The sequence below is a fragment of the Promicromonospora sp. NPDC060271 genome (genome assembly GCF_042726755.1).
In the GTDB taxonomy this organism is placed as follows: Bacteria; Actinomycetota; Actinomycetes; order Actinomycetales; family Cellulomonadaceae; genus Promicromonospora.
Window position 1 is genome coordinate 1 of the sequence record NZ_JBHXBG010000001.1, and the last position, 15591, is coordinate 15591.

11 protein-coding genes are annotated in these 15591 nt (G+C 73.2%); 8 read left to right on the forward strand and 3 right to left on the reverse strand.

Annotated features, from left to right (window positions below):
- On the reverse strand, nucleotides 1-2185 hold a 2185-nt coding region (locus ACFWE2_RS00005), incomplete at its 3' end, for an NPCBM/NEW2 domain-containing protein (RefSeq protein ID WP_377222143.1).
- Nucleotides 2186-2406: 221 nt separating this feature from the next.
- The gene (locus ACFWE2_RS00010) at nucleotides 2407-3288 is read right to left on the reverse strand and encodes a helix-turn-helix domain-containing protein (protein ID WP_377222144.1); all 882 of its coding nucleotides are present in this window, start codon (nucleotides 3286-3288) and stop codon (nucleotides 2407-2409) included.
- A 129-nt stretch (nucleotides 3289-3417) separates the two neighbouring features.
- Here ACFWE2_RS00010 and ACFWE2_RS00015 point away from each other — a divergent pair, with 129 nt between their 5' ends.
- Genes ACFWE2_RS00015 through ACFWE2_RS00050 form a run of 8 tightly spaced genes read left to right on the forward strand, consistent with a single transcriptional unit; the run spans nucleotide 3418 to nucleotide 14918 of the window.
- The gene (locus ACFWE2_RS00015) at nucleotides 3418-7017 is read left to right on the forward strand and encodes a DUF5107 domain-containing protein (protein WP_377222145.1); all 3600 of its coding nucleotides are present in this window, start codon (nucleotides 3418-3420) and stop codon (nucleotides 7015-7017) included.
- Between the two features lie 39 nt (nucleotides 7018-7056).
- Nucleotides 7057-8358, forward strand: a complete 1302-nt coding sequence (locus ACFWE2_RS00020) for an ABC transporter substrate-binding protein (protein WP_377222146.1) — start codon at nucleotides 7057-7059, stop codon at nucleotides 8356-8358.
- A complete protein-coding gene (locus ACFWE2_RS00025; RefSeq protein WP_377222147.1) occupies nucleotides 8355-9227 on the forward strand; it encodes a carbohydrate ABC transporter permease in 873 nt (290 codons plus the stop codon). Before ACFWE2_RS00020 ends, ACFWE2_RS00025 begins: the two co-directional genes overlap by 4 nt.
- Before the next feature lies 1 nt (nucleotide 9228).
- Entirely contained in the window at nucleotides 9229-10056 is an 828-nt protein-coding gene (locus ACFWE2_RS00030; protein ID WP_377222148.1) for a carbohydrate ABC transporter permease, read from the forward strand.
- A gap of 5 nt (nucleotides 10057-10061) precedes the next feature.
- Entirely contained in the window at nucleotides 10062-12149 is a 2088-nt protein-coding gene (locus ACFWE2_RS00035; protein ID WP_377222217.1) for an alpha-galactosidase, read from the forward strand.
- On the forward strand, nucleotides 12146-13012 hold the full coding sequence (locus ACFWE2_RS00040) for a hypothetical protein (RefSeq protein ID WP_377222149.1): 867 nt from the start codon (nucleotides 12146-12148) through the stop codon (nucleotides 13010-13012). Before ACFWE2_RS00035 ends, ACFWE2_RS00040 begins: the two co-directional genes overlap by 4 nt.
- 50 nt (nucleotides 13013-13062) lie before the next feature.
- Nucleotides 13063-13812, forward strand: coding sequence for a sugar phosphate isomerase/epimerase family protein (locus ACFWE2_RS00045; RefSeq protein ID WP_377222150.1), 750 nt, complete (start codon nucleotides 13063-13065; stop codon nucleotides 13810-13812).
- Nucleotides 13809-14918, forward strand: coding sequence for a Gfo/Idh/MocA family protein (locus ACFWE2_RS00050; RefSeq protein WP_377222151.1), 1110 nt, complete (start codon nucleotides 13809-13811; stop codon nucleotides 14916-14918). Before ACFWE2_RS00045 ends, ACFWE2_RS00050 begins: the two co-directional genes overlap by 4 nt.
- Here ACFWE2_RS00050 and ACFWE2_RS00055 read toward each other — a convergent pair.
- Nucleotides 14907-15536, reverse strand: a complete 630-nt coding sequence (locus tag ACFWE2_RS00055) for a TetR/AcrR family transcriptional regulator (protein ID WP_377222152.1) — start codon at nucleotides 15534-15536, stop codon at nucleotides 14907-14909. The genes ACFWE2_RS00050 and ACFWE2_RS00055 overlap by 12 nt on opposite strands.
- Between the last annotated feature and the right edge of the window lie 55 nt (nucleotides 15537-15591).

Here is a 15591-nt window from a genome sequence, read left to right on the forward strand (position 1 = left end):
GGGGCTGGCGCTGGGCACACCGGCGGACTCCACCCGGCCGCTGCTCTCGGGCGCGCGGAACGCCTGGGTGCGCCACCTTCCGCACGGACAGCCAGTCCGTGCGGTCGTTGTAGCCGCCGTCGCCCGCGTCGCCTACGCGGAGGGTCAGGTCGCGGATACCGGTGACGTCGACGTCGAACGAAGTCTCCGTGCCCCGTGTCACGGTGCCGCTCGACCAGAGGGTCTCGCCGTCGCCGACCACCTCGAAGGTGGCCGTGCCGCCCTCCGGGCCGACGTTGTTCACGGCGTCGTCGATCCCGACGCCGCCCGTGAGCCGGGTGCACGCCCCGCCCAGGTAGTACCGGATCTGGGACGGGCTGGCGACCCCGATCCCCGTCGGGTGCACCGTTCCGCCCACCGTGAGCGGCGAGCCGCCGCCCACGCTCTGGTCCACGGACGGCTCCATCCACCCGCTGCTCGCGCTCACCCACGGGTGGTGCGACAGCACGACGCCGCTCCCGCTGGGCGTGGCGGGCGCGACGGTGACGCGCGACGGCGGCGTCGTGCCGGCCGGAGCGCCGCCGTACGAGACTGTCGCCGCGACGTCGTAGCCGCCCGTGCCGGTGCCCGGCGGCACGTCCACGGTGAAGGCGACGGTCGCCGAGTCCCCGGGGCGCACCAGGTGCGGTGCGGGGCCGGCAGGGCTGACCGTCCAGCCGTCGGGCGCCGCGAGCGAGACGGCCGGACGGCGCACGGCCGTGCTGCCGTCGTTGTGCAGCGTCACCTCTGCCGTGAGCCGGTCGCCGGCCGCGGCCAGCAGGTCGGTGGTCGGCGCGACGACGTCGGACCCGACCGCCGTGAAGGTCGGCGGGGCGGCGACCAGGCGCGGGACGCCGTCGGCTCGGGTGGGCGTGACCCGCAGCAGGGCGGCGCCGTGCGCCGGGACGGCGGCGCGGATCGTGCCCGCGGACTGCGTGCGCCCGTCCGTCCACGTGTCCAGGACGGCGAACGAGCGGCCCCGCAGGCCCAGGTCGCGGGCGGTGGTGGAGACCTCGGCGGGCCGGTCACCCCGGTTCAGCAGCGCGACGGCGACCGAGCCGTCCGCCAGCGGCTTGGCCCACGTCTCGGTGGTGCCGGCCGCGCCCACCCGGGTGCCCTGGACGCCGAGCCGGTCCTGGTCGATCGCCAGCACGTCCTCGTCGAGCAGGATGTCCATCGACTCCCGGCTCAGTGTGCGCGGGTCGCTGGAGATGACCAGCGGCGCGGCCGCGATGCTCCACAGCGACATCTGGGTACGGAACTCCTCGGTGGTCATGCCCAGCTCCGGGCCCAGGTAGTCCGGGTCGCTGAAGTGCCCGGGGCCCGCGACCTCCGGGTGCCGCGCGTTCGCGTCGAAGTTGCGCAGCACGTCCTTGAACTGGATCTGCCCCACGAAGCCGACGTCCGTGTACGTGCGCCAGGACTCGGCGATCTCCGGCGCGTACGTCCAGGACCAGGTGGACTGCTGCTCCTCGGGGTAGTCGCCCCAGTCCGGGGAGGTGACCGGGTTGCAGAGGTTGAAGATCATCGAGCGCCCGGAGCTGTTGTTCCGCAACGCCTCGGCGAAGGCGGTGAAGGCCTCCTCCGGGTCGAGGTCGGCGGTGATGCCGCACAGGAAGTCGACCTTGACGGCGTCGTACCCCCACTGCGCGAAGGTGTCGGCGTCGGTCTGGTAGTGGCCGCCGCTGCCCAGGCCGCACGTCCCGGGGATGTACGGTCCGGCGTCGGTGTAGATGCCGGCGCGCAGACCGCGGTCATGGATGGCGTCGGCCAGGGCCGCCATGCCGTCCGGGAACCGCGCCGGGTCGCCCTGGAGGCGGCCGTCGTCGCCGCGCGGGACGTCGGCCTGCCAGCCGCCGTCGAGCCACACGATGTCGTAGCCCGCCTCCGCCAGACCGGACGAGACCAGGAAGTCGGCCACGTCCAGCACCTCGTCGGCGCCGAAGTCGCCGCCCAGGCCGTAGTAGGTGTTCCAGCCCTGGTAGGGCGTGGGGCTCGGGCTTTGGTCCGGGCTCGGGCTCGCCGGTGGTCGGCCGACGGCGGGGGCTGCGGGCGCCGCATCCGGCGCGGGGGCCGCCGAGGCGCCTGCCGCCCAGGCCGTCGCGGCCAGGGTTGTGGTGAGCAGGGCGGCACTCGCTCTGGCCGCCCAGGTACGTACGGTGAACATCCAGGTCTCCTGACGTCGTCGTCGGTTCGGCGGTGCGCCGAAGGCGGAACCCGCCCAGCAAAGCGCTCGCCGCGCCACGACGGAATGCAGAACCCAACGCACCTACCTGGACGATCCGACGTGGAGGCTCGCCGGATGATCGGCAGAATGTCAGGCGATCGGTACCTCGGAATGCCGATCACCTGACAGATTGCCGACCATCCGGTCCGGCGGGGCCGGGGTCAGCGGTCGTGGATGCCTCGGCGGAAGGTGGTCGGGCTGCAGGAATGGATGCTGCGGAACTGGCGCGAGAAGTAGAACGGGTCCGGGTAGCCGACGGAGCGCGCGATGTCGGAGACCGGCAGCTCCGTGGTGATCAGCAGCTCGCACGCCCGCGCCATCCGCAGCCGCTTGGCGTACTCGACCACGCCGCCGCCCGTCGCGGCCCGGAACCGGGCCGAGAAGTGCGACGTGCTCAGGCCGAACCGGCGGGCGAGCGCGGCCACGTCGACGGCGGTGTCCAGGTGGGTGCGCAGGTATTCCTGCGCGGCGCGGACGGGCTCGCCCCGGAGCGGGCTGCCCGCCGCGGCGTCGGCCGTGATCTGGGCGAGGACCGACCAGGCCGCGCCCGCGCAGCGCAGCAGGCTGGGGTAGGTCTCGTCCGTCTCGAGCGCCTGGACGACGCGTTCCAGGTCGGCGACGACGCGGACCAGGTCGTGCACCTCGACCACCGCGACGTCGTCGGGGCCGGCGCGTTCGGCGAGGTCGCGTTCGAACTCGTCCGCGTCGGGGCCGCGGGTGTGCATCCACCAGATCGTCCATGGATCGTCGTCGTCGGCCCAGTACTCGTGCGGCACCCCTGCCGGGATGACCAGGGCCTCCGTGGCCGAGATCCGGTGCAGGCCACCGGGTGTGCGGCACCAGCCGCGCCCGGCGGAGGAGACGATGACTATGGTTCCGATCGCGCCGTGCTTGCGCACCCGGCCGTGGTTGGCCGCATGCGGAAAGTAGCCCGCGTCCGTGACCAGCAGCCGCGACGTGGGGCCGGCCTTCGTGGCCGCGCGGACAACGGTGGTCGGCAGCACCCGTAGGCGCTGTCCGGGGAAGCCGTCGCGGATTCGCACTCCTGGAGCGTAGCCCCACCGGCCCGGCCCCGTCAGTACGGAGACCTCGGCGCGGATCGTCGGATCGTCCAGGCAGTTGAGTCGATACGTCGCTTCCGGCGTCGGCAGGGGGTTCGTACCGTCGGTCACATGCTCGATGTGGAGTCAGCGCGTGACCTGCCCGACCTTCCCGACCGGCCCGACGACCTGGCCGGCCGGGCCGCGGCAGCCTGGGAGGCGCCGCTCACCCTGACCACCTACGAGCCCCTGCCGCCCGACAGGTTTCCCGCGTACCTGGACCGGCGGGTCTACCAGGGGTCGTCGGGGCGGGTGTACCCGCTCCCGTTCCACCATCAGATCGCCGACGAACCCCACCAGCGGGCCTGGCGGGCGGTGCACCTCGAAAACGAGTGGCTGCGCGTCGTGGTGCTGCCGGAGCTCGGCGGGCGTATCCACGTGGCCAGGGAGCGCCGCACGGGGCAGGACTTCTTCTGGGCGAACCCCGTGATCAAGCCCGCACTGGTCGGCCTGGCGGGTCCGTGGGTGGCAGGCGGCGTCGAGCTCAACTGGCCGCAGCACCACCGCCCGGCGACCTACCTCCCGGTGGACGTCGAGATCGAGGAGGAGCCCGACGGCGCCGTCGTCGTCTGGTGCTCCGACCACGACCCGTTCACGCGGATGAAGGGCATGCACGGCGTGCGGCTGCGCCCCGACAGCGCGGTGCTGGAGCTGACGGTGCGGCTGTACAACCGCAGCGAGCTGCCGCAGTCGTTCCTGTGGTGGGCCAACGTCGCGGCCAAGGTGGGCGACGACTACCAGTCGTTCTTCCCGCACGACGTCGCGTACGTGGCCGACCACGCGCGGCGCGCGATCACCGCGTTCCCGCACGCCGACCGCCCCTACTACGGCGTCGACTACCCCGCCCGGGCGGGGGACGTCCGCACCGTGGCCGACGGCGCCGAGCTCACCGGCGACCAGCTCGACTGGTACCGCAACATCCCGGTGCCGACGTCGTACATGTGCCTGGCCAGCTCCGACGAGTTCTTCGGCGGGTACGACCACGCCGCCCGCCTCGGCTTCGTGCACGTCGCGGACCGCGCGCTCTCGCCCGGGAAGAAGCAGTGGACCTGGGGCAACGCCCCATTCGGGCACGCATGGGACGAGAACCTGGCCGACGACGGCTCCCACTACGTCGAGCTGATGGCCGGCGTGTTCACGGACAACCAGCCCGACTTCGCGCACCTCGCCCCTGGCGAGACCAAGGTGTTCTCCCAGTTCTGGTACCCGTTCCGCGAGGTCGGGCCGGTGGACCGCGCCACCGTCGACGCCGCGGTGCGCCTGGAGCGGCTGGCGACACGTTCGGGCACGACGGCGCGGACCGGCGTCGTCGTGCCGCGTCCGCTGACGGGGGTCGAGGTGACGCTGTCGGACGGCGACCGCGTCCTGGCGACCGACGCCGTGGACGCCGACCCGGCGCACCCCGCGCAGCTCGCGCACGACCTGCCCGCGGGGACGGGACCGCTCACGGTGACGGTGGCCCACGAGGGCCGGGTGCTGGTCACGTGGGAGGAGCCGTCGCCAGACCCACTTCGAGGTCAAGGAAACTCCGCTCTGAACCGTTTCAAAGCGGAGGAACCCAGGCCTCGAAAGAGTTCGCCGGTGGTCGAACCCGCTCCCGCCGAGGAGCCACCCGCCCCCGAACAGGTCGGCAGCGTCGAGGAGCTGGCGCTGATCGCGGCGCACCTCGAGCTCTACCGGCACGCCACCCGCGCCCCCGAGCCGTACTGGCACGAGGCGCTGCGCCGGGACCCCGGGCACACGGACAGCCTGGTCGGCCTCGCGCGGCGCGCCTACGTCGCGGGTCGCCTCGCGGAGGCCGCCGAGCACCTCGAACGTGCCGTCGGGCGCCTGACCAGGCTGCACCGCAGCCCCCGCGACACCACCGCCGTCTACCTGCTTGGCCTGGTGCGCGAGGCGCTCGGCGACGGCCCCGGCGCCTACGAGGCCTACGCACAGGCTGCCTGGGCGCGGGCCTGGCGGGCATCCGCCGGCTACCGGATGGCCCGCCTCGACGCGCGTGCGGGCCGCCACGAGCAAGCCCTTGCCCGGCTCGCCGACGTGCGCCGCACCGAGCCGGACCACCTGCAGGCGCTCGCACTCGCGGTGGTGTGCCACCGCCGGGCGGGGCAGCCCGAGGCCGCGGCTTCCGCGCTGGCCGCGGCCCGTGCGCTCGACCCGCTCGACGCCTGGCTGCGGCACCTGGACGCTCTGCCCGCGAGCGACGACTCCCAGACCCTTCTGGACGTCGCGATCGAGCTCGCCGGGGTAGGGGAGCACGACGCCGCGCTGGCCTGTCTTGCCGACGCCGAACGCCGCGAGGAGCACCGGCCGGCGGGTCAGACCGCCGTCCGGCCGCTGCTGGCCTACCACCGCGCGCACGTGCTGCGGCTCGCGGGCCGCGCCGCCGACGCCGCGGCGGAACGGGTTCGGGCCCGCACCCTCGACGTGACCTGGTGCTTTCCCGGCCGGCTCGCCGACGCGGCGGTGCTCAAGGAGGCGGCCGACGCCGAACCCGGCGACGCCGTCGCCCGGTCGCTGCTGGGGCACTGGACCTACGCCGCCGGACGCCGCGCGGACGCCCTGGCGCTCTGGCGTCAGGCCGTGGCGCTCGACCCGGCCGACGCCGTCGCCTGGCGGAACATCGGCCTGGGCGCCGTCAACCACGAGCGGGACCTGACCGCCGCCCGCGAGGCGTACGCCCGGGCGTGTGCCGCCGCGCCGGGGGACGCCAGGCTGCTGTACGAGAGCGACCAGCTCGCCGCACTGCTGGGCGCGAGCCCCGCGGACCGCCTTTCCGGGCTGATGGCGTCAGACGACCATGCATCTGCTGCCAGTCAGGCATCGAACCTGGCAGCAGGTGCATGGTCATCCGACGGCGAGGACGGTGGCCCCGCCGCCCTCGACCGCGACGACCTCGCGGTCGAGACGCTGCACCTGATGATCACCGAAGGGCGGGCGGACCAGGCCGTGACGATCCTCGGCCGCCGTCGGCTCCACCCCTGGGAGGGTGGCGAGGGCCAGGCGCTGCTGGCCTGGGACCGCGCGCACACCCGGCTCGCGCTGGACGCGCTCGCCGACGGCCGGCCCGCGGACGCCGTCCAGCACGTGCGGGCGGCTCTCGCGCCGCCGCGCAACCTCGGCGAGGCACGCCATCCGCTGGCCAGCACCGCATACCTGCACCTGCTGCTCGGGGACGCACTGGCGGCCGCCGGCGATCCAGACGCCGAAGACGCCTGGCGCACGGCCGCCGCGCAGCGCGGGGACTTCGTCGACATGAGCACGCAGGAGCACGGCGAGCAGACGTTCTGGACGGTGCTCGCCCTGCGCCGTACCGGCCGGCACGACGCTGCGGACGAGCTGGCGGCGGCGCTGCGCGCCTACCGCGACCGGTACGCCGTCGAGGTGCCCCGCGTGGACTACTTCGCCACCTCACTGCCCGACCTCCTGCTGTTCGAGGAGGACCCGCTGCGAGTGCGTGACCGGCGCGTGCTGTTCCTGGACGCGCAGCTCGCCCTCCTGGCCGACGACAGGGCGGCGGGCGAGGCCTTGCTGCTGCGGCCGGAGCTGGCCGCGTCCCGGCACGCGGCCGACCTGCGGCACGGCGTGGACCGCCGGGGCGCGGAGCTGCTGCACGGCCCCGCACCGGCCGGGCCGACCACGGATGCGGACCGACCCGTGTCCGTGCACTGAACCAGTGCGCCAACGACGGCGCACGGAGGAGGAACCAAGATGTCCGAGCGAACCAGGATGTTCGAACTGACCCGCCGCCAGCTCCTCGCGGGCGGCATGACGCTGGGCGCCGCGAGCCTGCTCGCCGCGTGCGTCGGTACGACGTCGGGCGGCGGTGGTGGTGGCGGTGCGAGCACCGGCGCCGTGACCCTGCAGAACTCGATCCAGGACGCCGACCCGAAGGCCGCGCTGGAGGCGCTGGTCAAGGCCTACCCGGGCGGCGACGTCACCATGAACTCGGTGGCGACCGAGCAGTTCCGGGCGCAGCTCACCAACTACCTGCGCTCCGGGGACGCGCCCGAGGTGCTGAGCTGGTACGCCGGTTCCGTGGCCCGGTCCTACGCCGAGGAGGGGCTGCTGCTCGACGTGTCGCCGCTGTGGGAGGGCGACGGCGCCTGCGCCGGGTACTCCGACGCGTTGCGCGGCCTCTCGTCGGGTGCCGACGGCAAGCAGATCTTCGTGCCGACCAACTACTACTGGTGGAGCGTGTTCTACAAGAAGTCGTCGTTCGAGAAGTGGGGCGTCGAGCCGCCGACGTCGTGGGACGAGTTCCACGCCCTGTGCGAGAACCTCCGGGGCCAGGGGATCAACCCGCTGACGAACGGGCTGGCGTCCACGCCGTGGATGGCGTCGGGCTGGTTCGACTACCTGGACCTGCGGGTCAACGGGGCGCAGTACCACCGGGAGCTGCTGGCCGGCGAGCACGCGTTCAACGACCCCGAGGTCGTCGCCGTCATGGAGGAGTACAAGCGGATCATCCCGTACTTCGACGAGAACATGGTGTCCTACTCGGCGCAGGAGGCCGCGACGCCGATGGCCCAGGACAAGTCGGCGATGTACCTCGTCGGGGCGTTCGTCACCACGTACTTCCCCGAGGACCAGCGCGACGACCTCGACTTCTTCTCGGTCCCGGTCATCAACGACTCGGTGCCGACGGCGGAGGAGGCGCCGACGGACGGGTTCTTCGCGGCCGCCAAGAGCGACAACCACCAGGGCGCGCTCGACCTGCTGAGCTACCTCGCCTCGGCGGAGTCGCAGCAGCAGTTCATCGAGCAGTCCGGCTCCGCCAACCTGCCGACGTCGCCCGACGTCGACACGTCCGCCTTCAGCCCGCTCGTGCAGAAGGGCATCGAGCTGCTGAGCAGTACCGAGGAGATCACGCAGTTCTTCAACCGCGACTCCTCGGACGCCCTCCAGGCCACCGCAGACACCGCCCTGACCAAGTTCCTCGCCGAGCCCGACTCGATGAAGAGCATCCTGGACGAGTGGCAGACGGCGGCCGAGGGGGTCTGGGCGTCGTGAGGCGGCTCGCGCGCGTCCCCCTGCTGGTCTGGGCGTTCCTGCTGGTCCCGTTCGCGCTCGAGCTGTTCTGGGTCTTCTGGCCCGCCGCGAACTCGTTCTCGCTCGCCCTGACCCGGTGGGACGGCATCGGCCTGGCCGAACCCGTCGGCCTGCAGAACTTCCGCGACCTGGCGGACGACCCGATCTTCCTGACCGCCCTCAGGAACAACGTGATCTGGGTCGTCGGCTTCGGCGGCCTGTCGGTGGTGGGCGGGCTCGTCCTGGCCGTCACCCTGAACAAGCCAGGGCCCCTGGTCGGCCTGTACCGCAGCGCCATCTACCTGCCCATGGTCGTCTCGCTCGCCGTCAGCGGCCTGTTCTGGCGCGTCATGTACGCGCCGGAAGGGCCGATCAACGGCACGCTCGGCCTGCTCGGGCTGGAGCACCTGGAACGCCAGTGGCTCGCCGACCCCGCCGTCGCCCTGTGGGCGGTGCTCATCGCGGCCGTCTGGCGCCAGGTCGGCTACATCATGGTCCTGTACCTGGCCGGTCTCAAGGGCACCGACCCGACGCTCGAGGAGGCCGCCGCCGTCGACGGCGCGAACGCCTGGCAGCGGTTCTGGCGCATCGTCATGCCGCAGCTGCGCGGCGTGAACACCGTCGTCTTCGCCGTGACCGTCATCGACTCGCTGCGCACCTTCGACATCGTCTGGGCCATGACGCGCGGCGGCCCCTACAACGAGACCCAGCTCCTGAGCACCTACATGTTCCAGCAGGCGTTCACCACGGGGAACCTCGGCTACGCCTCGGCCATCGCCGTGGTCATCTTCGCCCTGGCGATCGGCTTCATCATCACCTACCTCGCCCGCCAGGCCCGGACGGAGGACTGACATGACCGCACGAAGTGCCCGCTCCCCGTGGCTGCACGTCGCGATGATCCCGGTGACGCTCCTGTGGCTCAGCCCCATCGTGTTCGTCCTGTTCGTCGCCGTCCGGTCCTTCGACGACATCGCGAGCCGCGGCCTCGGCGCCCTGCCCGCGTCGTTCAGCACCGAGGGCTTCGCCACCGCGCTCACCGACGGCGGTGTGCTCCAGGCGCTCGGCAACAGCGTCGTCGTCACCGCGTGGGCCGTGTTCCTCTCCCTGGCGCTGTCGTCCGTCGCCGCCTACGCGCTCAGCAGGTTCGACATCCCCGGCCGCCGCACCATCCTGCTCACCATGCTCGCCGGGAACCTCCTGCCCCCGCAGATCCTGCTCGTCCCGGTCGCGGCCATCACCGAGGCCATCGGCATCGCCGACACCCGCACCGCGCTCGTCGTCGTGCAGGTCGGGTTCGGCATCGGCTTCTACACGTTCGTGCTGCACGGCTTCATGCGCAGCCTGCCCACCGAGGTCTTCGAGGCCGCCCGGCTCGACGGCGCCGGACCCGGCGGCATCTTCTGGCGCATCGTGCTGCCGCTGTCCCGGCCGGCGCTGGCTGCGCTCGCGGCCCTGGCGACGACCTGGATCTTCAACGACCTGATCTGGGCGATGACCGTGCTGCGCACCGAGTCGAAGTTCCCGCTCCCGCCGGCCCTGCTCAACCTGCAGGGCGGCTACGCGAGCGCGTGGAACGTGGTGGCGGCAGGATCGTTGCTGGCGGCCGTCCCGACGGCGATCGTGTTCTTCATGTTCCAGAAGCAGTTCGTGTCCGGACTTCTCGTGGGGGCCAGCAAGTGACCTGGATGCTCCCGACCCGGTCGGGCCGGTACATGGTGGGCCTGGCTCCGCGCGGGGCCGGGCTGGTCGCGGTCGGCTGGGGGCCGGACGGCGGTGCGGCGGCCGTGCCGGTGGCGGCGACGTCGTCCTTCGAGGCGGACCTTGACCTGCTCCCGCTGGAGGCGACCGCGCTCGGCACGCGCAACGTGCACGGCGCCGAGCTCGTGGTGCGGGGGGCGGACGGCCTGCGGGGCGCACGCCTCGTTCTCTCGGGTGAGGTGGTGCTCGCGCAGGACGACGACGGCGCGACGCACCTCGTGTGCCCGCTGGCCGACGACGTGCTCGGCATCGGCGTGCGCCTGCACCTGCGGACCCATCCCGGCCACGACGTCGTGGAGAAGTGGGCGGAGCTGTACAACGCCTCGGAGCAGCCGATCGAGCTGCTCCGGGCCTGGGGCGGGGCGTTCGCGATCCCGGCGCGGGGCGGGGCGTCCGTCGGGCTGCTCGGCGGCGCCTGGTCGCGTGAGTTCACGCCCTTCGACGTGACGCTCGGCGCGGGGACGCTGAGCGTCGGCAGCCGGCAGGGCATCACGTCGCACACGTATGCGCCGGTGGTGACGGTCGTCCCCGCCGGAACGGACGGGGTGGTCCGTTCCGGCGGAGCGGACGTGGGTGTCCGGTACGGCGTCGCGCTCGGATACAGCGGCTCGTGGCGCATGACGCTGGACGCCGTGCCCTTCGCCGACCACGTCCGGGTCGCCGCCGGGCCGGACGACGAGTCGGGCATCCTCACCCTCGCGCCGGGCGAGCGGCTGACCACCCCGGTGCTCGCCGGGGTGCGCGTCGAGGGCGACGCGGACGACCTGGCGCACGCCTGGCACGAGTACCAGGCGATGCTGGCCCGCACGCGCGGCCCCGAGCACCGGCCGGTGGTCTACAACTCGTGGTTCGCCACCACCTTCGACGTGCGGGTGGAGCACCAGCTCCAGCTCGCGGCAGCCGCCGCGCAGGTCGGCGCGGAGGTGTTCGTGGTCGACGACGGCTGGTTCCGCGGGCGCACGAGCGACCGCGCGGCGCTCGGCGACTGGGAGGTGGACCTCCACCGCAACCCGGACGGCCTCGGCCCGCTCGCCGACGGCGTCCGCGCGCTCGGCATGCGGTTCGGTCTCTGGGTGGAGCCGGAGGCCGTGAGCCCCGACAGCGACCTGTACCGCGCGCACCCCGAGTGGGCGCACCAGGTGGCCGGCCGTCCGCTGGAGACCCTGCGCAACCAGTACGTGCTGAACCTGGGCCGGCCCGAGGTCGAGGAGTGGGTGCTGGGTACGCTGCGCCGCCTGCTGGGCGACGGCGACGTCACCTATCTCAAGTGGGACATGAACCGCTCGATCGCCGACGGCGGGCAGAGCGTGCTCGGCGGCGACGACTGGTCCTGGCGGCACACCCGGGCGTACTACCGGATCCTCGACGCCCTGCGCGCCGAGTTCCCGCGGGTGACCGTCGAGGCCTGCGCGGGCGGCGGCGGGCGGATCGATCTCGCGGTGCTCGCGCGGACCGACGTCGTCTGGCCCAGCGACGAGACCGGGCCGCGCGACCGGCTGGCGATCCAGCACGGGTTCCTCGGCGCGCTGCCCGCCTGGACCATGAGCTCGTGGGTCACCGACCTGCCGGACCTGCTGGATCGCGACCGGGAGGGCGCGCCGACGAGCCTGGAGTTCCGGTTCGTCGTCGCGATGGCCGGGGTGCTCGGCATCGGCGCCGACCTCCTGGCGTGGGACGCGGCGACGCGCGAACGCGCTTCGTCCCTGGTGGACCTGTACCGGTCGATCCGGACCGTGGTGCACACCGGGCGGGTGCGGCGGCACGGGACGCCGTCGGACGCGGCATGCGCGGTGCAGTACACGGGGGCGGACGCCGTCGTCGTGCTGGCGTGGCGACGGACCGGTGCTGCCGACCTCACCGTCCGCCTGCGTGACCTGGACCCGGACGCGCGGTACCGGCTGCGCGGCGACGACGTCGGGACCAGCACATTCACGGGCAGGGAGCTGATTACGGACGGAATTGCGATCGGCTGGACGTGGGAGGACTGTGCGGTCATGATCCTGGACCGCGTGTGACCGTGGCGGGACCGGCCGGCGCCGGACGCCCCCTGACCGTACGGACCGACCTGGCGCTCGGCGGACGCTGGACGTCGCTCGCCACGCCCGAGCGCGAATGGCTCTGGCGCAACCCGCGGGTCCCCGACGCCGAGCGCGCCGCCGTCGCCCCGGGCGACGCGTTCGTCGACGCGGGCGGCGGCGAAGAGTGCTTACCCACGCTCAACGGCCCGAGCGACCACGGCGAGGTGTGGTCGCGGCCCTGGGCCGCCGCCGACGGCGAGCCGGGCGTCGGTGTCGCGCCGGTCTCGGCCGGCGGCCTGACCCTGCGCCGTCGGCTGAGCGCGAACGACGACGGCGTCGTGCGCGCGCGGTACGCGATCGACGGCCCGCCCGGCGCCGCCGTCCTGCACGCGGTGCACCTGCTGCTCGACGTCGGTCCCGGCGCGCGCCTGGAGGTGGCCGGGCGACCGGACGTGCTGGTGGTCGAGTGGCCGGAGCGGGGCGCGACGGTGCCGAGCACCTGGCCCGACGGCGACGGGGTGTCCTTCGACGTCCTGGGTCCCGACGACGGGACCGCCCGCTGCGCGGTCGTCGCGACCGACCGGGTGGACATCGTGGACGGCGCCGACCGGCTCTCGCTCACCTGGGGCGTGGATCCGGGCTTCTCGGCGCCGGTGTCGTTCGTGGTGTGGCGCAACCTCGGCGGCTGGCCCAAGGGCGCGCCGTACCGGTCGATCGGCGTCGAGCCGCTGCTCGGCGCGGAGTCGAACCTGGACCGGGCGGCGCCGCACCAGCTCGCGCACCTGGACGGGACGGGCCGGCTGGGCTGGTGGCTGGAGGCGAGAGCCGTCGGGACTTCCGAGAAAAATCTTCCACTGTAAGAATTTCTGGGTACGATCGTCGTGCTGACCATGCCGAACGAAGGAGTTCCATGCCGACGACGAAGCCGACCACCTCAGTACAGCTCTACACGGTCCGAGACGCGGTCGCCGAGGACCTTGACGGCGCCGTGGCGCGCCTCGCCGAGATCGGGCTCGAGCACGTCGAGCCCTATGCCTTCCACGAGCGCACCGCGGAGTACGGCCGCGCCTTCGCGGCGGCGGGGATCACCGCGCCCTCGGGGCACGCGCCGGTGCTCGGCTCGGACACCCCCGAGGCGATCTTCGACGCGGCTGCCACGCTGGGCATCGCGACGGTGATCGACCCGTTCGTCCCCGCGGAGCACTGGCAGACGGCCCAGCAGGTGGCCGAGCTCGCCGAGCGGGTCAACGGGCTCGCGGTGCTGGCCGCCGAACGCGGCCTCGAGTTCGGGTACCACAACCACGCCTGGGAGCTGAGCACCCGCATCGAGGGCAGGCACGCCCTCGAGCTGTTCGTCGAGCACCTGGACCCGGCGGTGGTCCTCGAGATAGACACCTACTGGGCGAGCGTCGGCGGGGCCGACACCCCGGCGCTGCTGGACGCGTTCAGCGACCGCGTGCGCCTCATCCACGTCAAGGACGGCACGCTCGACGGCGATGTCCAGGCGCAGCAGCCCGCGGGCTTCGGCGCGCTGGACGTGCCGGCGATCCTGGCCGCCGCGCCCCGGGCGACCCGCGTGATCGAGTTCGACGCGTACGCGGGCGACGTGTTCGCGGGCATCGCGCTGTCGTTCGCCTGGCTCGCGGAGAACGACCGGTGACCGGGGCTGGAGCGGCCGGCGTCGGCATCATCGGCGCAGGCAACATCTCGACCGCGTACCTGGAGAACCTGACCCGGTTCCCCGACGTCGAGGTCCGGTTCGTCGCCGACCTCGACCAGGCGCGCGCCGCCGCGCAGGCCGAGGCATACGGGGTGCCGGCCTCGGGAACCGTGGACGGGCTCCTGGCCCGCGAGGACATCGACGTGGTCGTGAACCTCACCGTCCCGGCGGTGCACGCCGACGTCGGGCACCGCATCCTGGCCGCGGGCAAGCACGTGTGGAGCGAGAAGCCGCTGGCCCTCGACCGCGACGCGGCGGCCGCCCTGCTGGCGGACGCCGAGTCGCGCGGCCTGCGCGTCGCGTGCGCCCCCGACACCGTGCTCGGCGCGGGCATCCAGACGGCGCTGCGGGCGATCGCGCGCGGTGACATCGGGGAGCCGCTGACCGCGACGACCATGTTCCACGTGCCAGGCCCCGAGTCCTGGCACCCGAGCCCCGACTTCCTGTTCGCGGTCGGCGCGGGCCCGCTGTTCGACATGGGGCCGTACTACGTGACCACGCTCGTGCACGTGTTCGGGTCCGCGACGCGGGTCCAGGCCGTGGCCTCGACCTCCCGCCCGACCCGCACCATCGGCAGCGGCCCCCGGGCCGGCGAGGTGTTCGACGTGCTGGTGCCGACCCACCATGCGGCGCTGATCGAGTTCGGGCCCGGTCGTTCGGCACAGTCGACGTTCTCGTTCCAGCACGCCCTGCCCCGGAACGGGCTCGTGGAGATCAACGGCACCGAGGGCACCATCGTCCTGCCCGACCCGAACACGTTCGACGGGGACTCGTCCCTGTGGCGTTACGGGTCGGACGAGCCGACGGCGATCCCGGCCGTCGGTCCGGCGTTCGGACGCGGCGCCGGGGTGGTCGACCTGGTGCGCTCGATCCGTGACGGCGGCACCGAACGTGCCTCGGGGGCGGTGGCAGCGCACGTGCTGGACATCCTGCTCGCGGTCCGCGACGCCGCGGACGCCGGAAAGCCCGTGGAGATCGACTCCGCCGTCGGCCCGGTGGCGCCGCTGCCCGAGGGCTGGGACCCGACGGTCGCGTCACCGGTGTAGGTCACCAGGGCCCGGCAGGAGCCGTTCCAGGAGCGCCAGCGACCGGCGGACGTCGACGTCGTCGGGGGCCAGCAGCCATTGCAGCTGCAGGCCGTCCGACGCGGCGACGACGAGCGCGGCGGCGTCGTCCGGGTCGACGTCGGCGGCGATCGCGCCCGACCGCTGACCGGCCCGGACCCGCTCGGCGAGATCCGTCCGGACCCGCTGGAAGCGGGTCTGGACGAACTCCCGCGTCGCCGGGTGCTGCTCGCCCTGCAGGGCGTCGGTGGTCAGTGTCGCGTAGAGCTCGACCAGCCCGGGGATGGAGCGGTTCCGCTCGGCGCTCCGCTCCATCATGGCGACTGCCGAGATCTCCTCGGGCGCCGACGGTTCGTGCGCCTGTGCCTCGTGGACCTGGGACTCGTGCGCCCGGTAGACCTCCACGAGCAGCTCGTCGCGGTTGGCGAAGTAGTACCGCAGCGCGGCGTGCGAGACGCCGATGGCCTCGCCGATTGTGCGCAGCGAGGCGCCGACCCCGCGCTCGGCGAACAGTCCCATCGCGCTGAGCAGGATCTGCGCGCGCCGCTCGGGACCCTTCCGGTACGACCGCCCGTTGGATCCCGCATCGCCGTTCGCCATGGATGCCATGGTACGAACGCTCGTGACGTACGGAACTTCCGCGGACGGAATGCCT